This window comes from Dysgonomonas sp. PF1-14 (assembly GCF_029892965.1).
In the GTDB taxonomy this organism is placed as follows: Bacteria; Bacteroidota; Bacteroidia; order Bacteroidales; family Dysgonomonadaceae; genus Dysgonomonas.
Map to the genome: position 1 here is coordinate 118,089 of NZ_JARXWN010000010.1, position 22,829 is coordinate 140,917.

Genomic DNA, 22,829 nt, shown 5'->3' on the forward strand with positions numbered 1-22,829 from the left:
CTGTAAAGATAATATTATGATTTGGCTCTGGCAATTACTATTTCAAAGATCACTTTTATTTTTATTCTGTCGATGGTGTCAACTGTAGACTGATCACTGTTAACTGAATATATCCTATAGATAAACTCATCCGTTCTTCTTCACATTTTTACTCAAATTGATTTATGGATATAATACTGCACTTTATAATTTACCTTACCTTTGTATCCTCTAAAACATTGACGCATGACCGATTTACCTATTGACTTTATAGCACGTACAAAGCCTTTACTGAAAACCGACTGGGACAAATTTGTTGCAGCTTTAACAGCAAATCCTCCCACAAGCATCCGCCTGAATAAGGTGAAAAGCAACAACTATAAACCGGATACCGAAAACATCTTGTGGTGCGATGCCGGATACTATCTCAACAAGCGGCCACAGTTTACTTTCGATCCGCTATTTCATGCCGGATGCTACTATGTGCAGGAAGCCTCATCTATGTTTATCGGACAAGCTCTCAGACAATACATATCCGATGATGTGAAAGTGCTGGATCTTTGCGCCGCTCCCGGTGGCAAATCAACACTGATAGCAGACCTGATAAGCGAAAACAGCCTGCTTGTTTCTAACGAGGTGATCCGTTCCCGCGCTCATATCCTGTCAGAGAATATAACCAAATGGGGCAAACCGAATACCATTGTCACCAACAACGATCCTGCGCAAATAGGCAAACTTAATAACTTCTTCGACATCATACTTGTCGATGCACCTTGCTCGGGAGAGGGTATGTTCCGCAAAGATGAAGGAGCTATAAGCGAATGGTCTGTCGACAATGTAAAGCTCTGCAAAGAACGTCAACAACGTATTCTGGCTGATATATGGCCTGCACTGAAACCCGGCGGACTTCTTCTGTACAGTACCTGTACATACAATATGGAGGAGAACGAGCAGAATGTGCAATGGATAAGAGATGAACTGCAAGCCGAAGTGCTCCCCGTCGCGATAAAGGATGAATGGGACATTAGCCCCTCGTTTGCAGATGATATCCACGCATACCGCTTCTTCCCTCATAAGACAAAGGGAGAGGGATTCTTCTTCGCGTTGCTGAGGAAGACCGGTACAGAGCAGGAAGACAGTATCAGCTTTAAGAAGTCAAAGAACAATAAGGATCAGAAAACAAAGGTTAAGCTCGACACTCAGTATCGGGACTATATCAGAGATAAAGACAACTATACATTCTATCAAAAGGGTGAAGCATGGCACGCTTTTCCATCTGTACTACATAACGATCTGCTCATGGTGCAATCTAGACTCAATACCATATCAGAGGGTGTTTGTCTGGGTGAGTTTAAAGGCAAGGACTTCATACCAAGCCAATCACTGGCAATGAGCAATAGTCTCAATATCAAAGCATTCAACTCTACCGTAATAGACTGGCATACAGCCATATCTTACCTACGTAAGGAGGCTCTTACTCTGACAGACCAGCCAAAAGGGTATATACTATTGACATACAATAATATACCTCTCGGTTTTGTGAAAAACATAGGGAACAGGGCAAATAATCTCTACCCTCAGGAGTGGCGGATTCGCTCGGCTAATGTGCCGGAAGAAATTGTTGAAGTATTACGCTGACCGGCTATTATCCTTTTACAAAACCCAAAGCTCGTCCTACTTTGCTAAAAGCACGAAATCCGTTATATATCCATTTTTTAGACTTCATAATATCTGTCACAAATCCGTTCTGATCAAGATAATACAGACGGATAAGTTTTTGCGTCAGTTGCTCGGAAAGCAGTTCACGACACACCTGTAACTTCTCTTTATATATAATCTCTCCTCCTACCTGCGTACTGAAACCTTCCATGTTGTAAATAACGATGAATACATCTACATAGCGCACAGGCAGTTGATCGATAGCTATCCCCTGATAAAACAGTTTCCAGTCGGATATAACTTTTAGCTCCTCGCTATACAAACCGTATTTTTCAAAGTTAGAACGATGAATGAAAAACGCCTGATGGCACAGGAATCCGGCGAAAAGGTCATAAATTGAGAAACGCCAGTCACGCCCTTTATACGAGGTATCGGGTGTCAGTTTCCCTTCCTGCTCCATATAGAAGCTACCACAGATAAAAGCTTCGTGCGGATCGCCTTCAAATATCTTCTCCAGCACATCATTTGCATAAAGTGCATCGCCCGAATTAAGGAAGTAAAGGTATTCCCCCTTAGCCTGACGGATGCCCTTATTCATAGCGTTGTATATCCCGCTATCCTTTTCGCTCACCCAGTATGCGATCTTATCCTTATTTTCCTCTATCAACTCCACACTGCCGTCTGTGGACTTACCATCGATTATTATAAATTCATAATCGGTAAAAGTCTGTGACAGCACGCTGTCCATTGTCTTTTTCAGACCAGCCTTGTCATTGAGGTTTATGGTTATTATAGATAGTTTCATCTTAGTTTATAGTTATTAGAGTTCTAGTTTACTAGTTGCTACTTAGTACACCCTTCTTCTATTTCCTTCTCGATTCTATTAAAAAGGGATTCACTGCTACTAATTTCTGATATAACATCAGCATAGCAGCGGCCTTACGCAGGCTGTAACCCTTTGCATAATATATCTGCACTTTGTACATCCGCTTTATACGTTCTATTATTGCCTTGCGGAATCCCCGATGTGTATATTTATCGAATTCGTGCAGCAGATATACCATCCATGCGGTTTGGTTCAGTGGTTTCAGTGTCGACGACATCCCCCCCAGATGCTGCCTGTAAACAGCCATATATTCAGGCAGGAACTTTATCTTTCCCGATAATGAAACGATCAGTTGCAACGCAAAGTCACCATTCTTCACCGTATAATACCAATCGGGGGTTTTATGTGCCTCCTTGCGGAAAAAGATCGAAGCTGTAAGCAAACCCCAGTCTTTCTTGATAAGGTCTTCGGTTGTCAGCACATCGCGTTCCATTTCTATATTTTCATCCAATACACCACACATCAATGTATGCACTTTATGGGAACACATTGCAAAATCGGGATTGGCTTCCATAAAGTCTACCTGCTTTTGTAATTTATATGGATCTGTCCAGTAATCGTCACCATCGCACAGGGCTATATATTTTCCCTGTCCGCTCTCAATATTGTTTATCCAGTTAAGCATCATGCCCTGATTGGGGTCATTTAGCCTAAGGCGGATAATATCGGGATATTTTTTCTGATATTCGATACAAATGGCACGTGTAGTGTCGGTACTGAGGTCTTCCCCGATCACTAGTTCGAAAGGGAAAGTAGTCTTCTGCGAAACAACACCTTCTATTGCTTCCGCTATAAATTTCTCATGATTGTATGTAATCATGGAAACCGAAACCATTATATCTTTTTCTTCTGTCATTCTGTATTACAGATTATTACCTTCACATTTTAACTAAAATGTAACAACCAACGGTCACAGAAGCGAAGTGTATGTAAAGGTAACGTTTTTACTTAATTTTCGTTCGTTGTTACTTTTTGCCTGATCTTATACGTAAAAATTATTTTAACTAAAAAGTAACGAAAGTAATAGATTTCCCTTGTTTTTATTCTTCATTACTTTTCTTTAGTTGCCACGATTTTTATATGAGGCTATCCGAAAATGACTTTAGTTAAAACAGGAGGCAACTATAATTTTAACTAAAATGTAACGAAAGTAACGATTTCTCCTGTTTTTATTTTCTATTACTTTTTCTTTTAATTATAAGCTAAAATGCTAAACGCCATCAACTATATATAGATAAAACCGAATAAATCTGACAAATCGGTTTATTCCTTATCCTCTTATCACCTCCACTATCCTTTTCATATCTTCCTCATCGTAACGATGATCGCAAGGCAGAGGCAACAAATAGTTTACAATTTTATACTCAGCTGAATCTTTTTTGACCAAATCTAAGGTCGCTTTCCAGTAAGTGGAAACATATATTTTGTTTTCGATCAGTTTCTTTCTCAGGTTCGCATCTTCCGAATAGAACATATAACTCAGCGGACAGGTATCTGCCGGAAAATCATCGAATTCGTATTTATTCTCTTTCCCCAGCACAGAATGCAGGTATTGGAAATTCCTGACCTGTCTTTCTTTCAGGTTATCATAGTCAATGCTTTTTAGCAAAGCTTCTCCAAGATTCGACATTTTTTTAATAGGCTGATTAATCAGCCCGGCACAATAATCGAGATAATCCTGATAAGCAGCATTTGCCGTACCATATTCGATACGTTTCATCAAATGCGTCATGTGTGGGATTGCCATATCCTGCTCAAGTTCTTCATCAAGCAAGGTATCGGTATACAGGTAAGCTCCATCGGGCAACCCGAAGAATTTACGCGGTGAATAAATGGTGTCGATACCTTCGTACGGCTGGGAAAAGAACGCATGTGTATTATCGACAATCAGTTGTTTGCCAAATCGTTTTACGAGTTTTTCAACTGTATTGCACTTTATACCGTAAATATCGGAGTAAAAGAAAGCCTCTCCGTCCTTTAATTCTTTATCGAATATAGGATCTATTCTGAAATCGACTGAATAGAATTCATATTCTATCCCGAGCTTTTCCATAGGCTCCCATATCACTTCCGAATCGAGATAAGGAATATAAATCTTCTTATATTTCTTAGCTTTGAGAATATATTCTAAGCAATTTCGGGCAGTGTTCAGTTGTACAGCCCCTTTATGATAATGTTCCCCTTTACGGAGTTGAAGTTCAAAAAATCCGCCTATTTCTTTCATCTTTTAGTTTATTAGTTTTTAGTATCCTAGTTTACTAGTCTTTATAAAAACCAGCAAGCTAGTAAACTTTGAACCTATTGTACTAACTTATAATTACCCAGCATTCCTCTGATCTCATCCACCGAAATGAACATCATCACATCCAATATAGATAACCATGCCACAAATTCGTTGGCAAACTGCTTGTACTCTATCGGGTTGGTAGATACGAAATGCAGATTTATATTCTCTTTCTTAAAGTCCTCTACAGTATAAAGCTCCTGTCCTCCAATCGCATTATAGTAGTCAGTGGCTCCCAGCTCTTTACAGATGGCAATAACCTTATCCTGCCCTTTCAGCGAATGATCTATATCGAGAGTCGAGGAAACTATTATCTCGGTCTTTATATCCAGATAATTACACACTTGCTTTACTGAGTTATATACATAGTCGAACAGATTGGTGTCCTCACAGTTTACAATTTCTTCTATAAAAGGCATTACTTCACCGAAATAGGGAGCTTTACGGTATGACTCGCGTATCTGGTTCAATAGCTTCTTTCTGTCGAATCCGGCAGAGACTACACGATCCCTTATATCCAAATAATCGGAGTCTTTCTCTACCGACACACTTATAAGCAAATCTTTTCCGTTCTGTAAAATGCGGTTACGGTTTATCCAGCCTTTTTTAGTGTATTGTATATTGTCATATATCACATATTTATCAACTGCATTCAGCAACTGAAAATAGCCGATATATGGCAGAAAATAAGGCTGCATTATCCCCAGTTTCATTTCTCCCAAGGCTTATTCTTTATTAAATCACAAATATTCTTTACTTCTTCAAACTCCAGATTGGCATACATCGGCAGGCAGATAATCTCTTTGGCTATCTGAGTAGCCACCGGCAGATTGGTTGCCGTAGCCGAAGGCAATCCCCTGTATGTTGGGAAATCGCTGATAAGCGGATAGAAATAGCGACGACCGAAAATATCGTATTCCTGCAATTTGAAATACAAGTCGTCACGCGTCATACCATATTCGGCAGCATTGATACGTACCGGATAGTATGGATAGGTATGCTCTACACCCTCTCCTACTGCCATTATAGTAGCTCCTCTAACATCGTGCAACAGGCTGTCATATAGCTTTGCCAGTTCGAGGCGTTTTGAGATATAGCTATCCACATACTTCAACTGCAACGATCCGTATGCTGCCTGCAACTCGTTCATCTTCGCATTGATACCGGGTTCTATTACAGTGGTCTCGTTTCTGAATCCGAAATTTTTGAGCAGGTCGATACGTTGTTTGGTCTTTTCGTCCTGACAAACGATTGCACCGCCTTCTATGGTGTTGTACACCTTCGTTGCATGGAAGCTCAGAATGGACAAGTCACCCCAGTTCATCACCGAATGTCCGTCCTTTTTCACTGCAAAGGCATGGGCAGCATCATAAATCACACGCAATCCGTAGGTGTCGGCAATACGCTGGATTTCTTCCACATCGCACGGATTACCGTAAACGTGCACAGGCATAATAGCTGTGGTTTGCGGCGTGATGGCAGCTTCTATCTTTTTAGGATCTATATTGTAATATTTGTCGTCTATATCTACAAATACAGGCCTGATATTGTTCCACCACAGAGAGTGAGTCGTAGCCACAAAACTGAATGGAGTAGTGATAACTTCACCGGTAATACGCAATGCCTGCAAAGCAGTTATCAACGCCAGTGTTCCGTTAGCAAATACGGATATATGTTTTACGCCAAGATAATCAGCCAGTTCCTTTTCAAACTGCTCGTGAAAAGGCCCGTTATTTGTCAGCCACTTGTTGTCCCATATCTGTTGCAGATAAGGTATAAACTCATCCAATGGCGGAAGAGCGGGCTGTGTAACCATTATTTTCTTGCTCATATTTTTAAAGTTACAAGTTACAGGTTACGAGTTACAAATATTCATAACTCATAATTTATAACTTATCATTAGTTAACTGTTTTTCTATATATTCGTCTGATAAATTCCGGTGTGATATTCTTGATAAATCCTCTTAATGATTTATCGCCGTACAGTAATATCTCTAACCGTCGTTTATGCTTTGTGAATGTATCTGTATATTTATAATCGAAATACTTATCGTATTCGTTTATCAGCTCTATTACCCGCAGGCATTGGGCTTTTTCGTCCATCCGCGACCACTGACCGTTGTCGTGTATGCGATATGCCGAAGTCACATCTTTCAGATACAGTAACGCTCCGAACTGCCCCATATACATACCCAGCATCCAGTCAGCTATCTCCATATCGAAAAGCTTCCGGTCTATCTCCCTTATAAGCTTGCCTCTGAAGACACAGCACGACAGATTACCTATACGGTTACTCATAGTCAATTGCTCTGTTGTTACCGATTCGTAATCCTTATCAGCTGTCCAGTCGAATATCTCTTCCCTGTTCTGATCGGCAAACAAACGGATATGCCTGTTGTAACTCATGGAGGATTCGGGTAGTTGTTCGAGATGATCGACATGGTTTTGTATATGCGATGGTTTTACCCAATAGTCATCTCCTTCCATAATGACAACATAGTCACCCCCGCATGCGGCAAAAGCCTGCTGATAGTTGCGGACATAGCCCAGATTCTGTGTTCGGGAAAGAAATGTAAATGTAAAACGGGTTTTATCTTCATACTCCTTTATAATGCCTACTGTATTATCGGTGGAGCAGTCGTCCGCCACTATGATCTCCACATCGTGAGGAGTTTCCTGCATCAGAATACTTTCCAGCGTCTGGCGGATATAGTTGGCATGATTGTATGTAATGAGTATAACGTTTACTTTCATAACAGTTTGTATCGGTGGTTAATCCGTTTTAGAGAACATACTGTGATAGAGCTTTTTCAAGCCGTTATACGGAGCAAAAAGAATACGTCCCAGACGGTATTCTTTTGTATGATAATGCCAGCGTAATTCTCTTTTGTATGTTTCGGCTTCTATACGATCTCTTACAGGATTGAAATATTCGAGGAACAAAGGTACATGATTCCTGAACATTTGTAAAAGCATTGCATCGTTTTTTTCGGTATGGCGGGCTATATCTGCCGAACGCGATACCTCTTTGATACGATAATAATAGTGATAATCGTGAAGTTTTACGACTTTGTCGTCAGGACGGATTAGCGACAGGTAAAAATCCCAGTCTTCTATGCCATCTACCATATTCGGATTGTAGCCACCTACTTCTAGAAAATCAGCCCTGCGGAATATCGCCGAATTGAATATCTGATTTTCGGTCAGCATACTTTCAAACACAAACTCGGGATTGATCTTTTTATCATTCACAATACCAAACAATATGGTGTCGCTGAATATAAGCCTGATGGTAGGATCGCTTGTAAAGGCGGCTATCGCCTCACTAAAATAACGGGTACCGATCTTATCATCACCGTCTAAAGGAATAATATATTCTCCTATGGCTTGCTTCACACCGAAGTTTCGGGTATCACATACACCTGAATTTGCCTTACTGAAATATCTGAAGCGGCTATCTTTTTCTGTCCATTGCTTAGCCACTTCTTCTGTGTTGTCTGGTGAACCGTCATTCACTATAATACATTCCCAATGCGGATAGTCCTGATCGAGAACAGACTGCAAGGCTTCGGGCAAATATATTGCCTGATTGTAGCAAGGTACTATGACAGATATGATAGGATTCATCTCAGTATAATTTATAATTTAAGCCATCTCAGCAGGCCTATTTTTTTCAGATATCTGACGCTTACCGACGTCTTTAATTTATATAATTCATTTTTCTTCTCGCGCCACTCCTGATAAAGGCTATAATACAGCCGATAATTCTTCTCGATGTGCTGCCTTTTCTCTTCCCAAAGCAAGTTATAGTTCTCCGACATAGAGCTCTGCCCATCAAGAAAATAGATAGAAAAACAATCATCTATATGCTTATAACTATATTGCTTCAGGCAAACAGCATCTACTGAGAAAGCCCAGTCGGCAGCTATCTTCATACTCTCATCATATCCGCCGTACTCTGACAGGGTTTCCCTCTTTATGAAAGAAGCCTGATGAGGCAGTGAACGCTCTGCAAAGAATTTGAAATCGAGTCTGTCGGGATATGTGTCACCAAAATGTTCAAGTGCATCGGGATAAGCCATCTCTATATTGAAATAGATCATATCTTCGCCATTCAGATGTGCCAGTATTTTATCGAAGTTTATATCTTGTATCAGCATATCGCCGCTATTGATAAATAGCAGATAGTCGCCTTTGGCTTGTTTCATCCCTTTATTCATGGCATTGAATATGCCTTTATCGGGCTCACTTAGCCAATAGTCTATCCTGTCGGCATATTCCTTTATATGATCGACACTATCGTCGGAAGAGCCCCCGTCTATAATAATATATTCAGTATCAGCAGAACGGTAAGGAACTACACTTTCTATGGTTTTCCTCAGTCCTGCTGCATTATTATAGTTTATGGTGACTACAGACAGCTTCATCTATTCAGTATCTCTTTGTACAGGTTAATATATTTCTCTACCTGCAATGTATCGGAAAAATGAGTTAAGGCATAATCCCTTATCTTTTCGCTATCAAAGATATATCTATTATTCAAGAAATCCTCGATTCCCTGCGCTAAAGGTGCACTTCCTATTGTGTTAATCAATACGCCATTTTCTCCGGTCTTTACATGTTCTGCCATCCCTCCGTTGGTAAAACTCATAACAGGCGTACCGTTGGCAAACGATTCCAGCATTACATTAGGAAGATTGTCTTCACGCGAGGGCAATACGGTCATATCCGCCGCAGAATACAATTCATTAAGCTGTGCGATATTATCTATCCGGTTGTGATGAATATGCTTTATATCGGTACCTACTTCTATTTTATCTCCCCCTACACTTATCAAATTGTAATCTTTCCTGTTCAGTGCGGCTAGCGCATCTACCACAAGATCGAAACCTTTACGATAAATATGGCTTCCGTTAGCCACAAACAAGATAGTAAGAAGAGCATTATCTACTCCTACAGCCTTTTTTGCTAAGTGTTTATCCAAAACCGGATATTTAGAAAAATCGAGGCCGTTGGGTATCAAATAATGGGGATAGATACCAAAAGCTTCACTTGCCTGCGACCGCCCCTTCATCCATTCGGACAAGCATACAACATTGATATTCTTATGTTTGTGTATCGCATCGGTTTTTATCCTGAGTGTTTTCTTATCTAATTCCCCGAAATTCACTCTATTCTTTTCTTCGTCTTCCCTGTAGTGAAACATTCCCCGAAAAGGATTCATATCATGCAATGTCCAGACAATGGGTTGTTTTATATTTTTGAAGAATGTCGGATAATTCAAAAATTCGGCAACCCAATGCAAATGAATTATGTCCGCCTCCTTTATTACAGGCAATTCTTCGAGCCGGTACGACGTGGTACCAAATGTAGCAATTTCATAGTCAGCCGGGTATTTATTCAGATTTACCCAATGATAGTGCTCGGTATGTACATTGTATTTTTTTCTGAAACGTGTGATAAGTCCTCGGCCTGTAGCGGCAGTATATATATTGTTTTCTTCTGCGAATCCGGCATCAACCGGAAGCCTTTGCACAAAGACCGACTCTATACCGGAATGTTTCATCAGGCTTTGATGAAGCCTCAGTGCGGCTATGCCTGCCCCACCGTATGTGGCTGTGGATGATATCTGAACGATCTTCATGCTGTTTGGTTTTATTTTTTTGTAAAGAAACCGAATGCTCTTTTTATCGTTTTCAATTTATTATCTGAATATCGTAATGCCTGCAAATAATATTTCAAACTATTTGTCCGTTTACCATGTACCCACAGATATCGTGCTTCCACAAAAGAGTCATCGACAATATTCTCCCTGTTTAGCTTGCGCACTACATTATCTGTTTTATACTTTTTCTGATATTTATCGTACACTAACCGCATACGTAAATCATGCTTTTTGAGAAACAGATTCTTACGGGATTCATTCTCAGAAAGAGCCTTTGTTACAATACTTTTATCGTGCCTTCTGTAATAATTCAATATTTGGGACGTAAAAGCAATTTTTCCTAAAGATACGATTTTGAGCCATACAAACCAATCTCCGGCAAAGCCTATGTTTGTCTCAGCCCCGCCTGCACGCAGGAATGCTTCACGACTGAAAAGCACTGCACTGGCATTAGGTATGACATTTCTATATATCAAATAGTTATGGATAAATTTTTCTCCATCCATCAAAAAATCTCGGGCGAATAATTCCGGCGCAAGTTCTTTAGTATGATCAGACCAGTCTCCATTAACTTCTCCATGCTGGTTTACATTATACGACTGACAGTAAGAAACGACTATGTTTTCTTCTTTTGTTATATTATCGTAAAGCGTTTGCAACATACGGGGATCGGCATAATCGTCGCTTTCGGTTATCCAGATATATTCCCCTTTAGCCAGACCGATACCTTTATTCCACTGATAGAAGGTAGAGCCTGAATTTTCTTCATTGTATATGATATGGGAAATATGTTTGTTCCCACGATATTGCTCTATTATTTCCTTACTGTTATCAGGAGATTTATCGTCAAGTATAATCAGTTCGAAGTCCTGAAATGTCTGATTCAGTATAGAATCTATGCGCTCGTTCAGAAAGGGAGCATGGTTATAATTAGGGAGGATAATAGAAATATACATTTGATTAATAATTATTTACATCAGCGATTACGAATCAAATGTAATATTAAAAATTAACCAAATAGCATTTGATATTCGCACCTATATATTATAATTGCAATCTATTTATTTTTTACATGATCCAATAGATATAGAATATAACCTTGGATCAGTTGAAAAAATTTTTTCACTTTCATTTTTTTCAAGGTAAACGCCTTAGGTGCTATATCCAGATATTGGCTAACGCTCAATTTTATATTAAAATTTTCCAATGCGAAATTTCTCATATAGATGCCATCTTCTTTGCTGTATTTCTCTAGCTCTTTGACGAAGGTCTCTTTTGTAAAAGTTTTTTGCATTCCGCGCCCCGAACAATTATACATCAAAGACTGTTCTAAATTTTCTTTATTCAGATACCCATCACCAAAATCTTTGCTATAGCTTCTATTATCATATGATATAACAGTTCGTCCGCAAGCCATTGCATCATATAACGACCTTCCTATACCCACTACCAGATCAGATTTGTTTATAACCGTTTCTATTTCCCACAGGTTATCAGTATGCTTATTCAATTTCTCAAATTCGACACCTATCTCACTACAGCAGTCTGATATAAATCTATTTGCTTCATCTGATTGACACAAGGACAACACAGATGTAAGTGTATTTTTTATCTCCCCTTTGGGCGAAAAGCGCTCACAGTCAACTCCATTATAAATAAGAGTACTATCTATGTTTTTAGCCTTGAGATATTGTTGTACTTCATAGCTGATAACAACATAATGATCGGCATGTGGCGCTGGCTGTTCGAGATCCGGTAGCATACCATGACAGGTTTGTATAATAAATCCGTACCTGTATAGTAGTTCCACAGTTGTATTGTGATTTGCAATAATCAGATCGTAAGTCTTTTTAGACCTGAATTTCACTCCTAATGCTTCTATCTTATCCGAAATCTCCCCTCTAAGAAATGCAAAATATTCTACAGTATGTCCTAGTCTTAGCAATTCGACGATTATAGCATACGTATAGTTCTCCGTCCCTCCGGTTTTGACCAACTGATGATTTGCAACTAAAATATTCATTTTATTCTATTGTCCATCTGCCATTAAGAAAGAAATAACCTATACTGCTATCTACATTTGGGATACCATCAATAACCGTTATATTCATGGCTTCTTCATGATAATCTAACCTGCGCAAATTCTTTTTAGCAAGGGCTAACTCCATCGTGTATGTGCCAGGAGTCAGTTGAATCTGGGGCATCTGCAAATGTACAATTCGCTCATCCTTCATCTTAGAGTAACTATCATTGATCTCTCCAAAAAAAGATGTAATTCCTCCAATACGTTCTCCATACCGGTTTTTAAAATAAATTCCGATACCTATACTTTTATCGAATGTAGAGTTTTGTATTCCTATTTTAAAAGAAATCGGGTCTCCCGATATTATTTCGGTAGTCTCTCTTCCCAAACTATTATATACTTTAATAAACGTAAATTTATCTTCCAATGCCTGATCGGGATAAAAGATGCCTTTGTCTCCACTATTTTCCTGATAGGTCAGATATCTATCAATTACATCTGATATATTTCCCGAAAAATCAATACTCCCGTTTTGCAATAATATACCATTATTACACAAACTTCTAACCGAACCCATATTATGACTCACAAAAAGTACTGTACGACCTTCTCCACGCGATACATCCTGCATTTTACCGATAGCCTTTTTCTGAAATTCGGCATCACCCACAGCTAGCACCTCGTCTACAACAAGTATCTCCGGTTCCAGATGTGCAGCAATAGCAAAGCCAAGACGCACAGTCATACCCGATGAATAACGTTTGGCAGGAGTATCAATATATCTTTCTATACCGGCAAAATCAACTATCTCATCCAGTTTACTGGTTATCTCTGATTTTGTCATACCCATTATAGAACCGTTCATATATATATTTTCACGACCAGTAAGTTCCGGATGAAATCCCGTACCTACTTCCAGAAGGGAAGCAATACGCCCTTTCGCTTTTATAGTACCAATAGTCGGAGATGTTACCCTCGACAATATCTTAAGTAATGTTGACTTTCCTGCTCCGTTTTTTCCTATGATACCGATTACTTCACCTTGCTTTACATCAAAAGAAATATCTCTCAGTGCCCATACATACTTGCTATCTCCCTTTACCGACCGGTCATTTGCTTCTCCGACCATAAGATATGGGTCTTCCTTACCCCTTACTGTGTGCCACCACCGGTTAAGATCGTGACTTATAGTACCTGTACCTACTACCCCCAGACGATATTGTTTAGAGATGTTCTCAAATTTTATAGCTATATCCGACATATTTTTCCTTTCAATTTAGATATTATACAACATCAATAAACTTACGCTCTATCTTATTGAAGATCCAGATACCGATTACAGAAATAATGACTGCAAATAGCAGACTGTACATCACTCCAAACCATGAGAATTGCCCCGAACCTGTAAATGCATAGCGCATAGCTTCTACAACAGGCGTCATCGGATTGTACTCTACTACCCATTTAAAATTACCGACCTTTGCAGGAATAGCTGAAAGTGGGTATGCAATAGGGGTAGCATATATCCATAGAGAAACAATAAAACCAAACAGGAATGTCAGGTCTCTATATTTTGTAGTTAAAGATGATATTACAATACCAATACCAAAGCCAGACAGTGCTGTAATAAGAACCAAAACAGGAACCATCAGTATCATCGAATTTGGAGCTGATACTTCTCCTTTAAAATAGAAATAGAAATAGAAAGCCAGAAACAAGGCCATTTGTATTCCCAGCTTTACGAGGCTCGAAACCAGTCCTGAAATAGGGACAACCAGGCGAGGAAAATAAACTTTACTAAACACACTCGCATTAGAACTAAATGTACCCGAAGAGCGTCCAAGACACTCAGTGAAATAATTCCAAAGAATGAGCCCTGACAAATAAAAAATCGGCTGAGGGATACCATCTGTAGCAATACCTGCAATACCACCAAAAACCAGCATATACATTACTGTAGTAAATATTGGCTGTATAACGTACCACAACGGCCCCAAAACCGTTTGCTTATACATGGTTACAATATCACGATGGATATACATCCTGATGAGATCCCTGTACTTCCATATCTCACCCAGATTTAAAGAAAAGTTGCTACTTCGGGGTTTTATAATGATATCCCAATGCTCTTTTTCGGATTCCATTTATATAAATTTATTTTTGGTTGTTTGTGCTTATTTTTCGACGTGCAAAGATAATCATTTTTCACAGATATTCAGACAGAATGAGGCTATTAGTACAGATATATTTGGTTAAAAACAAAAAACCTATACGGGAATACTCCCATATAGGTCTAATCTTTTTTTACTGTAGTCTGTCTATTATTTCTTCGCAGCAGCGGCGATAGAATCAGCTTCAGCTTGTACTTTAGCTAAAGAGTCTTGAAGAGCTTGTTCTTGAAGTTTTGCAGCTTCAGCTTCAGTAGCAGCTTTGATAGAATCTTCGATTCTTTGTTTTTCCACTTGAGGATCAACTTTGTTTCCACCACATGATGCGAAAGAAATTGCAACAACAGCAACAGCAAATAAAACTAATTTTTTCATTTTTCTTTTCTATTAAAACTTAAACGGTAAATGTATTTGAGTTATTCCTGATAACACGATGCAAAGATATACATATTATTCAGATGTTGTATAACACAATTATGTTTTTTTTAGTGTTTTTTTTCAGATTTTTCAGAGGCAATTACTCTCTGATTACTTTTTGCTACATAAGACACTAATTATCATACAGATACCTTTTTATGCTTTTTTTAGGAGTTTTCTCAAACTCACTTGGATATATCTGTATAGCAGATATATTTTCATAGTTTGAGAGCATCTTATTCAGGTTTTGCCTGTTCTGTTCCATTATAGCCGGAAGCATTTCCTGATCTACGTGAGCAGCATCCATTGTCTCATAGTCGGGATGTGTCAATGCAACCAGTTTTCCATTGCGCTCCACCACAAGGCTTTCAAGCACAAAAGGCATATTATTCAGCTTCGACTCTATTTCTTCCGGGAATATATTTTGTCCGCTAGGCCCCAGCAACATTGTCTTGCTACGTCCACGTATAAATATACGGTAATCTTTGTCTATTGTCCCTAAGTCACCTGTTTTGAGCCATCCGTCCTCAGTAAAGGCAGCCTTAGTGGCTTCCTCATTCTTATAGTAACCCATCATCACATTCTCGCCCCTTACCTGTATTTCACCTACAACATTGTAAGGATCTTCCGAATCGATACGCACTTCCATTATATTATCCAAGACCTTTCCGCACGATGTAGGTATAAAGTCATAGTTGTGATCGTAAGAAACCAGCGGCGCACATTCGGTCATACCATAGCCTACTGTAAACGGGAATTTGATCTTATGCAGAAAAGCTTCTACTTCACCATTCAAGGCCGCTCCACCAATGATAACCTCATGGAAATTACCTCCGAGCCCTTCCATCATACCCTTTCTGATCTTAGCATATATCTGATCTCTTACAATTGGTATCTTCAATGCCATCTTAATGGCAGGTTTTTCTATCTTAGGTAGTATAGACTTCTTGTATATTTTCTCGATAACCAACGGCACCGATATTATAAGATGCGGTTTGATCTCAGCAAAAGCTTCCGCCAAAATCTTCGGTGACGGGGCTTTCCCCAGCAATGTGGTATGAGAACCTTCGGTAAGCGAATAAAGAAATTCGAATGCACATCCATAGGCATGAGCCAACGGCAGGAACGATACAATATTCTGCCCCCTGAAAAGCAATTTCAGGTAATGGGCGTGCGTAATATTCCCCGCCAGATTGTTAGCTGAAAGCATTACACCTTTACTGAAGCCCGTTGTACCCGATGTATAGTTGATCAGCACAAGTTCCGAATTATCTACCTTTGCATATTTTATATCATCTGCTGTAAAGCCGTTCGGATACTTCTCTGCCATCTTATTATCCAGAGATTCTACTATCGCTGACAATCTCTCCCCTTTCTGCTCATACAAGCAGGAAAACTTAAAACTGTTTATAGAAAACACACCTCTGATGGCAGGCAAATAATCCTCATCTAAAGAATCCCATATCTGTGTGCTGGCAAACATAAGCTTCGACTCAGAATGATTTACGATATGCTGGATGCTATCGGCATGAAAGTCCTGCAAGATAGGAACAATCACAGCTCCATAGGTTAGTACAGCCAGATATGTGACACACCAGGGAATATTATTCTTACCTATCAGGGCAACCTTATCGCCTTTCTTCACCTGAGCTTCTGACAGCAGGATATGTATGCGGGCTATTTCGCGGGCAAGGTCTTTATAGTATAGCGTTTTCTTCTCTGAATAATCGGATAGCCCTTGTAAGTCCCAATTATATTTAAAACTGTTTTCGTATAATTCTATTAGATTTTTATCAACCATATAATATTGCTCATTTTTGATGATTTTGTGCAAAAATAAAAAGTCTGCTCAGAATCTACAAGTATTTTATCGGTAAAGTTGCAACAATTATGTAATTTTGTACTCTTTTAGATTTACCTTTCATCGAAAGGAAATAGTATATAGTTCAATATTACTTATTTAGGTTTTTCTCAAAACAATGATAGATCATTCAATATTTGAAAATAAGAAGGCAACCTATCTTACACTGGGCTGCAAGCTTAATTTTGCAGAGACATCAGCTATCGGCAAACAACTCTCTCAGGTAGGTGTGCGCAAAGCACGCGAGGGCGAGATTGCCGACATATGTGTCATAAACACCTGCTCGGTCACCGAATTTGCCGATAAGAAATGCCGTCAGGCAGTACGCAAACTGATAAAGGAAAATCCCGGCGCATACGTTATCGTTACAGGATGCTACGCACAGCTCAAACCCGAAGACATATCCGGAATAAAAGGTGTGGACATCGTACTGGGCTCTGAACAGAAACTGGACGTGGTTGCATACCTCGACGAACTGAAAAAGAAAGACAAGGGAGTGATCCACACTTCCAAGACAGCCAAGATAAAATCATTCGTACCATCCTGCTCGCAGGACGACCGCACCCGCTACTTTCTGAAAGTGCAGGACGGTTGCGACTATTTTTGTTCATTCTGCACCATACCTTTTGCTCGCGGACGCAGCCGCAACGGCTCTATCGACAGCATGGTAAAACAAGCACAGGAAGTAGCAGCCAAAGGCGGAAAAGAAATCGTACTGACTGGTGTAAATATCGGAGACTTCGGCAGGACAACCGGAGAAACATTCATCGACCTTATAAAAGCGCTCGACAACGTAGAAGGAATCGAACGTTACCGCATATCGTCCATCGAACCCAATTTGCTGACGGACGAGATCATTGAGTTTGTATCCTCATCGAAACGCTTCGCACCACATTTCCATATACCATTGCAATCGGGTTCCGACGAAGTGTTGAAACTGATGCGCCGTAAGTATGACACTGCACTATTCCGCCACAAAGTGGAAAAGATAAAATCGGTGATGCCCGATGCCTTTATCGGTGTAGACGTGATAGTAGGCACACGAGGTGAAACAGACGAATACTTTGAAGAAGCCAGGCAGTTTCTGGAAAGCCTCGATTTTTCACAATTGCATGTATTCACCTACTCGGAACGTCCAAATACACAGGCATTGAAGATAGACCATGAAGTGGATCCCAAAACAAAACATGCGCGCTGCAAAGTTTTACTCGATCTGTCTGACCGGAAACTCGAAGCATTCTATCAGTCGCAACAAGGTACCGAACGGAAAGTGTTATTCGAACACACACGACACGATGATATAATGTACGGATTTACCGAAAATTACATAAAAGTACAAACTCCATTCCATGAGAATAAAGCCAATAAGATAAAAATAGTTACCTTAGGCACTTTCAATGGGATAAAATCAGCACTCGTAGAAGCTTAAGCAATGAACAAACTACTCTATTATATAATGTATAGCTGGATGTATCTGCATGCATTGCTGCCATTCAGTGTACTATATATACTTTCCGATATACTCTACTTCTTGGTGTACAAAGTTGCAGGTTATCGGCTGAAAGTAGTCAGGCATAATCTGGCACTCTCTTTCCCCAACAAAACAGACAAGGAGAGAAAGACAATAGAACGGGAGTTCTACCACCACTTCTGCGACTACTTTGTAGAAACCTTGAAACTACTGCACGTCTCGGATGAAGAGATGAAGAAACGGATGCAATTCGAAAACGTGGAGCAGATAAAAGACCTGATGAAAGACGGAAACTCTGTACTCATGTTTCTCGGTCATTACTGCAACTGGGAATGGATTCCGTCTATCACTATGGATTTTCGAGACAAGGGAGATGAGAACAAAATATTAGGACAGATATACAAACCGCTGAGTAATAAGGCTGTCGACGATTTATTCCTTAAGATACGCAGCCGCTTCGGCTCGCTAGGCATCCCTAAGAACGACACACTACGCATGATTGTGAAACTCCGCCGCGAGAAAAAACAGGTACTCATCGGCTTCATGGCCGATCAGACTCCGTCTGTACCCAACATACATTACTGGACTAACTTCCTGAATCAGGATAGTGCCGTATTTACAGGTGTGGAGCGTATTGCCAAACAAACAGGTTATGCGGTGATCTATCTGGATATGGAGAAAATCAAGCGGGGATATTACAAAGCCACCGTAAGATTGGTTACCGACAACCCGCTTGCCGAGCCGGAAAACAGAATCACCGACACCTACATACAGGCTATGGAGAAAACAATACTCCGAAATCCTGCCTATTGGCTGTGGACACATAAACGCTGGAAAAGAACCCGCGAAGAGGTGGAACAAATACAACAACACCGCAAATGAAAAAGGTAGCCGTTGTAATACTCAACTGGAACGGAAAGGAACTGCTCGAAGAGTTTCTGCCATCAGTGCTGCAATACACAACACATCCCGATGTGGAAATCGTGGTGGCCGACAATGGCTCTACCGACGATTCGCTTTTGTTTCTTGAGAATACATACCCTCCCGTTACACGCATTGTGCTTCCTCAGAACTATGGTTTTGCAGACGGCTACAACAGGGCACTGAGAGAAATTGATGCCAAGTATTTTGTACTGCTCAACTCTGATGTAGAAGTCACCGATAACTGGCTGATACCTGTAATCGAATACCTCGATACACATAGAGACATTGCCGCTGCACAGCCCAAAATACGAGCACAACGAAACAAGCCTTATTTCGAATATGCAGGTGCATCGGGTGGATTCATAGACAAATACGGATACCCGTTTTGCAGAGGTAGAATATTCCAACGCGTAGAAGAAGACCTTGCGCAATACGATGAACCTATAGATGTATTGTGGGCTACAGGTGCCTGTCTGATCATTCGCTCCGAAGAATTCTTTACTGCCGGAGGCTTCGATGCGAGCTTTTTTGCGCACATGGAAGAAATAGACCTATGCTGGCGTCTCAACTGTCGCGGAAAACGGATTGTATGCCTGCCGTTCTCTACAGTATATCATGTAGGAGCTGCGACTCTAAAAAAAGAGAGTCCGCGCAAGACATTCCTCAACTTCAGGAACAACCTGTTGATGCTCTATAAGAACCTGCCACAAAAACACCTGAAACGTGTAATGATCATACGCCTGATTCTCGACTATATAGCAGCTGTGCAGTTTACCCTGACTGGAAAATATGCGAATGCGAAAGAAGTAATCAGAGCGCACAAAGACTTTTACGACAACAGACGGAACTACAGAAGTGCAAGACAGGAAAACTTGACAAAAAGAACTGTTAATCAGGTTAAAACAATCTATCCCAAAAGTGTACTGGCGGCATATTATCTCCGGTTTGTCAGAGTGTACTCCAAGCTAAAGAGCTTTAATTAAAGCTTATCTCCCATATTTTAACTAAAATGTAACGAAAGTAACGGATTCCACCTTTTTTCTTTTTCATTACTTTTCGTGCTGTTACTCTGACCAAAGGTAAGAGTCTCTTCCCTTCGTTTATCAAGAGATACTTCATTCTTCAGCATATCAGATCAGACGATTTTAACTAAAAAGTAACAACCAACGGTCACAGGAGCAAAGCGTATGTAAAAGTAATGGTTTTGCACTGTTTCATTTTTTCATTACTTTTTGTATCACCTGCTTATTAACTGACTCCCCGCCAATTTATCAATTCAAAGATCGCTTTTCGAGTTAATTTATAACTTATACGAATCAGTAGTCGGAATTAATTGTTCGTTTGTTTTCTACTGCGCGCAATCACAGATTGCTTGCATTCCTTTTGGCCTAAGCCCCAAAAGGAATCAAAAAGTCTTTAGCGCCACGCTTCATAGGACGACCCGTTAGAGGGCTCAAAGGCTAAACAAAAAAAACTCGCTCATGACTTTTGCATAATACGAACCGATAGCTAAGCTCAAACACGTTTTTGTTTTACGCCTTTCTCACCCTACGGGTACCCCGTCCATAAAGCTAACGGCGCGGGCTGACGCTCGATTGAGTGACGATTAGCCTGCCTTGTCGGCGCGTGCGACTCTGTGCATTAGCTCCGCAAGCGGGCACCTGTCCGGTGCAGGCGGCGTAGAAGGGGATGGGGCGATAGCCCGTTTGTCCCCTTCAGCCGTCAAACCGTTGACAGGTCGCTGAGGAGCGAAGCACTAGACTTTTGTTTACTTTTGGGCGATGCAAAAGTAAAAAGAAGCACAGGAGTGCGCGTTAGTCATGAGCTAAATCTATTAACTCCAGACTAAGATTGAGGTTATACAAATTGAACGATTATTTAATACAATCTCAAATACTGATTCGCATAACTTATAATATATAATTCGCCTCATTCTATAGATAAATTTTTCGAACCTTCATTTATAATTTATCCTAAATTTCATCAGTATATTATATTTTCTTGTATATTTGAACGCTTATATTGCGTAATCTCTTATGAAAAGAATCGTACTCATACTCTGCATATTGCTTTTATTCTCGGCCACAGTTTGGTCACAAGATGAGAAGCCTAAGACATATATAGATATGGCTGCGATATACGAAGGAGACACCATTGCGATGTTTGCACTAAAGCCCGTTTATATATTTGCTCCGATCAAATTTAAGAATAACAAGGAACGGCAGGAATATACAAAACTGGTACGGGACGTAAAAAAAGCCTATCCTTATGCCCGTATGATAGCATCTTCTATCATAGAGACATACGAGTATATGGAAACTATACCCACTGAACAAGCAAAGCAGAAATATCTGGAAGATGTACAGAAATACATGATGGCAGAATACAAACCACAAATGAAAAAGATGACTAAAAATCAGGGCAAGATACTGGTTAAACTTATCGACCGCGAATGTAACACCCCATCATATAATATAGTAAAGGCATTGGTAGGAAGCTTCAAAGCCAGTGTTTACAACGCATTTGCCGGCCTTTTTGGCAATAGTCTCAAATCAAAATATGACCCTGACGATAAAGATGCTGCTATAGAAGCAATTGTACTGCAAATTGAACAAGGAACAGTAGACTACTACTACTCAGTCAACTATCACGGATTCAAGAAATAATATCTTTCAGGTATCCGCTCATTTCTTCCTGCACTTTCTTAGCCTCTGCTGCTGCTGCGAATGCAAAATTACGTGTAGAATCGGCATAAATGATAGCTCTGGAAGAATTAACCAACAGACCACACTGGGCATTCATTCCGTATTTTACAACCTCTGCCAGACTACCGCCTTGAGCTCCTACACCGGGTACTAAAAGAAAATGGTTAGGAACAATTTTGCGAATATCAGAAAACATTTCACCTTGCGTAGCACCTACCACATACATCAGCTGCTCATCAGTAGCCCACTCCTGCGATTTTTTCAGCACTTTCTCAAACAACCGTTCTCCATTTTTATCTTCAGTTAACTGAAAGTCGGCAGAACCCTTATTTGATGTCAGAGCCAACAGGATAACCCATTTTCCGGAATATTTCACAAATGGCTTCACACTATCCTCTCCCATATACGGGGCGACAGTCACAGCATTGGCTTTAAGGTCTTCAAATGCCGATACAGCATACATTTCCGAAGTGTTGCCTATATCTCCGCGTTTCGCATCGAGTATAATAAACTGGTCGGGATATTTTGTGCGGATATATTCAATAGTCTTTTGCAATGCGATAAGCCCTGTTATACCATGACTTTCATAAAACGCAGTATTTGGCTTGTAAGCCACACAATATTTAGCTGTAGCATCTACAATCGCCTTATTGAAAGCATAGATCGGATCTTCTTCCTCCAACAGATGCTCCGGTATTTTCTTTATATCGGTATCGAGCCCCACACAGAGGAACGATTGTTTCCTTTTTATATTTTCAAATAGTTGTTGCCTTGTCATGTTCTTATT

At 40.1% G+C, this 22,829-nt stretch carries 21 protein-coding genes; 5 read left to right on the forward strand and 16 right to left on the reverse strand.

Annotation, left to right across the window (positions count from 1 at the left end; all coding sequences use genetic code 11):
* Positions 1 to 225: 225 nt before the first annotated feature.
* Positions 226 to 1,617: an rRNA cytosine-C5-methyltransferase gene (locus tag M2448_RS13005; RefSeq protein WP_280646366.1), complete on the forward strand. Its 1,392-nt coding sequence runs from the start codon at positions 226 to 228 to the stop codon at positions 1,615 to 1,617.
* A gap of 7 nt (positions 1,618 to 1,624) precedes the next feature.
* Here the strand turns inward: M2448_RS13005 and M2448_RS13010 are convergent, their stop codons facing one another.
* The 15 genes from M2448_RS13010 to M2448_RS13080 all read right to left on the reverse strand — a co-directional run bounded on the left by M2448_RS13010 (position 1,625) and on the right by M2448_RS13080 (position 16,882).
* Positions 1,625 to 2,443, reverse strand: a complete 819-nt coding sequence (locus M2448_RS13010) for a glycosyltransferase family 2 protein (protein WP_280646365.1) — start codon at positions 2,441 to 2,443, stop codon at positions 1,625 to 1,627.
* A gap of 58 nt (positions 2,444 to 2,501) precedes the next feature.
* Positions 2,502 to 3,380: a glycosyltransferase gene (locus tag M2448_RS13015; RefSeq protein WP_280646364.1), complete on the reverse strand. Its 879-nt coding sequence runs from the start codon at positions 3,378 to 3,380 to the stop codon at positions 2,502 to 2,504.
* Positions 3,381 to 3,794: 414 nt separating this feature from the next.
* The gene (locus tag M2448_RS13020; protein WP_280646363.1) at positions 3,795 to 4,748 is read right to left on the reverse strand and encodes a hypothetical protein; all 954 of its coding nucleotides are present in this window, start codon (positions 4,746 to 4,748) and stop codon (positions 3,795 to 3,797) included.
* A 74-nt stretch (positions 4,749 to 4,822) separates the two neighbouring features.
* Complete coding sequence (locus M2448_RS13025; protein WP_280646362.1) at positions 4,823 to 5,521, reverse strand: WbqC family protein; 699 nt, start codon at positions 5,519 to 5,521, stop codon at positions 4,823 to 4,825.
* Positions 5,518 to 6,639 (reverse strand): DegT/DnrJ/EryC1/StrS family aminotransferase, encoded by a 1,122-nt coding sequence (locus M2448_RS13030; RefSeq protein WP_280646361.1) that lies wholly within the window; start codon positions 6,637 to 6,639, stop codon positions 5,518 to 5,520. Before M2448_RS13030 ends, M2448_RS13025 begins: the two co-directional genes overlap by 4 nt.
* 68 nt (positions 6,640 to 6,707) lie before the next feature.
* Positions 6,708 to 7,562 carry a glycosyltransferase gene (locus M2448_RS13035; protein WP_280646360.1) on the reverse strand — a complete coding sequence of 285 codons (855 nt, stop codon included), beginning with the start codon at positions 7,560 to 7,562 and terminating at the stop codon, positions 6,708 to 6,710.
* A gap of 18 nt (positions 7,563 to 7,580) precedes the next feature.
* On the reverse strand, positions 7,581 to 8,435 hold the full coding sequence (locus tag M2448_RS13040; protein ID WP_280646359.1) for a glycosyltransferase family A protein: 855 nt from the start codon (positions 8,433 to 8,435) through the stop codon (positions 7,581 to 7,583).
* Positions 8,436 to 8,446: 11 nt separating this feature from the next.
* Positions 8,447 to 9,235, reverse strand: coding sequence for a glycosyltransferase family 2 protein (locus M2448_RS13045; RefSeq protein WP_280646358.1), 789 nt, complete (start codon positions 9,233 to 9,235; stop codon positions 8,447 to 8,449).
* The gene (locus M2448_RS13050; protein ID WP_280646357.1) at positions 9,232 to 10,452 is read right to left on the reverse strand and encodes a glycosyltransferase; all 1,221 of its coding nucleotides are present in this window, start codon (positions 10,450 to 10,452) and stop codon (positions 9,232 to 9,234) included. Before M2448_RS13050 ends, M2448_RS13045 begins: the two co-directional genes overlap by 4 nt.
* 11 nt (positions 10,453 to 10,463) lie before the next feature.
* Positions 10,464 to 11,429 (reverse strand): glycosyltransferase, encoded by a 966-nt coding sequence (locus M2448_RS13055; protein ID WP_280646356.1) that lies wholly within the window; start codon positions 11,427 to 11,429, stop codon positions 10,464 to 10,466.
* 101 nt (positions 11,430 to 11,530) lie between these two features.
* Positions 11,531 to 12,496, reverse strand: a complete 966-nt coding sequence (locus tag M2448_RS13060; RefSeq protein ID WP_280646355.1) for a hypothetical protein — start codon at positions 12,494 to 12,496, stop codon at positions 11,531 to 11,533.
* A 1-nt stretch (position 12,497) separates the two neighbouring features.
* Positions 12,498 to 13,757 (reverse strand): ABC transporter ATP-binding protein, encoded by a 1,260-nt coding sequence (locus M2448_RS13065; protein WP_280646354.1) that lies wholly within the window; start codon positions 13,755 to 13,757, stop codon positions 12,498 to 12,500.
* 22 nt (positions 13,758 to 13,779) lie between these two features.
* The gene (locus tag M2448_RS13070; RefSeq protein WP_280646353.1) at positions 13,780 to 14,640 is read right to left on the reverse strand and encodes an ABC transporter permease; all 861 of its coding nucleotides are present in this window, start codon (positions 14,638 to 14,640) and stop codon (positions 13,780 to 13,782) included.
* Positions 14,641 to 14,817: 177 nt separating this feature from the next.
* A complete protein-coding gene (locus tag M2448_RS13075) occupies positions 14,818 to 15,039 on the reverse strand; it encodes a hypothetical protein (protein WP_280646352.1) in 222 nt (73 codons plus the stop codon).
* A gap of 175 nt (positions 15,040 to 15,214) precedes the next feature.
* Positions 15,215 to 16,882, reverse strand: coding sequence for an AMP-binding protein (locus tag M2448_RS13080; RefSeq protein WP_280646351.1), 1,668 nt, complete (start codon positions 16,880 to 16,882; stop codon positions 15,215 to 15,217).
* 178 nt (positions 16,883 to 17,060) lie between these two features.
* On the opposite strand from M2448_RS13080, the gene mtaB reads away from it, so the two are divergent.
* From mtaB to M2448_RS13100, 4 genes are all read left to right on the forward strand, one after another.
* Complete coding sequence (mtaB, locus tag M2448_RS13085; RefSeq protein ID WP_280646350.1) at positions 17,061 to 18,371, forward strand: tRNA (N(6)-L-threonylcarbamoyladenosine(37)-C(2))-methylthiotransferase MtaB; 1,311 nt, start codon at positions 17,061 to 17,063, stop codon at positions 18,369 to 18,371.
* A 3-nt stretch (positions 18,372 to 18,374) separates the two neighbouring features.
* Positions 18,375 to 19,295 (forward strand): lysophospholipid acyltransferase family protein, encoded by a 921-nt coding sequence (locus M2448_RS13090; RefSeq protein ID WP_280646349.1) that lies wholly within the window; start codon positions 18,375 to 18,377, stop codon positions 19,293 to 19,295.
* Positions 19,292 to 20,320, forward strand: coding sequence for a glycosyltransferase family 2 protein (locus M2448_RS13095; protein ID WP_280646348.1), 1,029 nt, complete (start codon positions 19,292 to 19,294; stop codon positions 20,318 to 20,320). The genes M2448_RS13090 and M2448_RS13095 overlap by 4 nt, the downstream gene beginning before the upstream one ends.
* 1,053 nt (positions 20,321 to 21,373) lie before the next feature.
* Positions 21,374 to 22,003 carry a DUF4294 domain-containing protein gene (locus M2448_RS13100; RefSeq protein ID WP_280646347.1) on the forward strand — a complete coding sequence of 210 codons (630 nt, stop codon included), beginning with the start codon at positions 21,374 to 21,376 and terminating at the stop codon, positions 22,001 to 22,003.
* On the opposite strand, the gene pyrF is transcribed toward M2448_RS13100, so the two are convergent.
* Positions 21,993 to 22,820: an orotidine-5'-phosphate decarboxylase gene (gene pyrF / locus M2448_RS13105; RefSeq protein WP_280646346.1), complete on the reverse strand. Its 828-nt coding sequence runs from the start codon at positions 22,818 to 22,820 to the stop codon at positions 21,993 to 21,995. The two genes, M2448_RS13100 and pyrF, sit on opposite strands and share 11 nt — an antisense overlap.
* Positions 22,821 to 22,829 lie beyond the last annotated feature (9 nt).

What these genes read in the sequence shown, in the direction of transcription:
- M2448_RS13005 (WP_280646366.1), top strand. Translation starts at nt 226, where the DNA reads ATGACCGATTTACCTATTGACTTTATAGCACGTACAAAGCCTTTACTG.
- M2448_RS13010 (WP_280646365.1), bottom strand. Translation starts at nt 2,443, where the DNA reads ATGAAACTATCTATAATAACCATAAACCTCAATGACAAGGCTGGTCTG.
- M2448_RS13015 (WP_280646364.1), bottom strand. Translation starts at nt 3,380, where the DNA reads ATGACAGAAGAAAAAGATATAATGGTTTCGGTTTCCATGATTACATAC.
- M2448_RS13020 (WP_280646363.1), bottom strand. Translation starts at nt 4,748, where the DNA reads ATGAAAGAAATAGGCGGATTTTTTGAACTTCAACTCCGTAAAGGGGAA.
- M2448_RS13025 (WP_280646362.1), bottom strand. Translation starts at nt 5,521, where the DNA reads ATGAAACTGGGGATAATGCAGCCTTATTTTCTGCCATATATCGGCTAT.
- M2448_RS13030 (WP_280646361.1), bottom strand. Translation starts at nt 6,639, where the DNA reads ATGAGCAAGAAAATAATGGTTACACAGCCCGCTCTTCCGCCATTGGAT.
- M2448_RS13035 (WP_280646360.1), bottom strand. Translation starts at nt 7,562, where the DNA reads ATGAAAGTAAACGTTATACTCATTACATACAATCATGCCAACTATATC.
- M2448_RS13040 (WP_280646359.1), bottom strand. Translation starts at nt 8,435, where the DNA reads ATGAATCCTATCATATCTGTCATAGTACCTTGCTACAATCAGGCAATA.
- M2448_RS13045 (WP_280646358.1), bottom strand. Translation starts at nt 9,235, where the DNA reads ATGAAGCTGTCTGTAGTCACCATAAACTATAATAATGCAGCAGGACTG.
- M2448_RS13050 (WP_280646357.1), bottom strand. Translation starts at nt 10,452, where the DNA reads ATGAAGATCGTTCAGATATCATCCACAGCCACATACGGTGGGGCAGGC.
- M2448_RS13055 (WP_280646356.1), bottom strand. Translation starts at nt 11,429, where the DNA reads ATGTATATTTCTATTATCCTCCCTAATTATAACCATGCTCCCTTTCTG.
- M2448_RS13060 (WP_280646355.1), bottom strand. Translation starts at nt 12,496, where the DNA reads ATGAATATTTTAGTTGCAAATCATCAGTTGGTCAAAACCGGAGGGACG.
- M2448_RS13065 (WP_280646354.1), bottom strand. Translation starts at nt 13,757, where the DNA reads ATGTCGGATATAGCTATAAAATTTGAGAACATCTCTAAACAATATCGT.
- M2448_RS13070 (WP_280646353.1), bottom strand. Translation starts at nt 14,640, where the DNA reads ATGGAATCCGAAAAAGAGCATTGGGATATCATTATAAAACCCCGAAGT.
- M2448_RS13075 (WP_280646352.1), bottom strand. Translation starts at nt 15,039, where the DNA reads ATGAAAAAATTAGTTTTATTTGCTGTTGCTGTTGTTGCAATTTCTTTC.
- M2448_RS13080 (WP_280646351.1), bottom strand. Translation starts at nt 16,882, where the DNA reads ATGGTTGATAAAAATCTAATAGAATTATACGAAAACAGTTTTAAATAT.
- mtaB (WP_280646350.1), top strand. Translation starts at nt 17,061, where the DNA reads ATGATAGATCATTCAATATTTGAAAATAAGAAGGCAACCTATCTTACA.
- M2448_RS13090 (WP_280646349.1), top strand. Translation starts at nt 18,375, where the DNA reads ATGAACAAACTACTCTATTATATAATGTATAGCTGGATGTATCTGCAT.
- M2448_RS13095 (WP_280646348.1), top strand. Translation starts at nt 19,292, where the DNA reads ATGAAAAAGGTAGCCGTTGTAATACTCAACTGGAACGGAAAGGAACTG.
- M2448_RS13100 (WP_280646347.1), top strand. Translation starts at nt 21,374, where the DNA reads ATGAAAAGAATCGTACTCATACTCTGCATATTGCTTTTATTCTCGGCC.
- pyrF (WP_280646346.1), bottom strand. Translation starts at nt 22,820, where the DNA reads ATGACAAGGCAACAACTATTTGAAAATATAAAAAGGAAACAATCGTTC.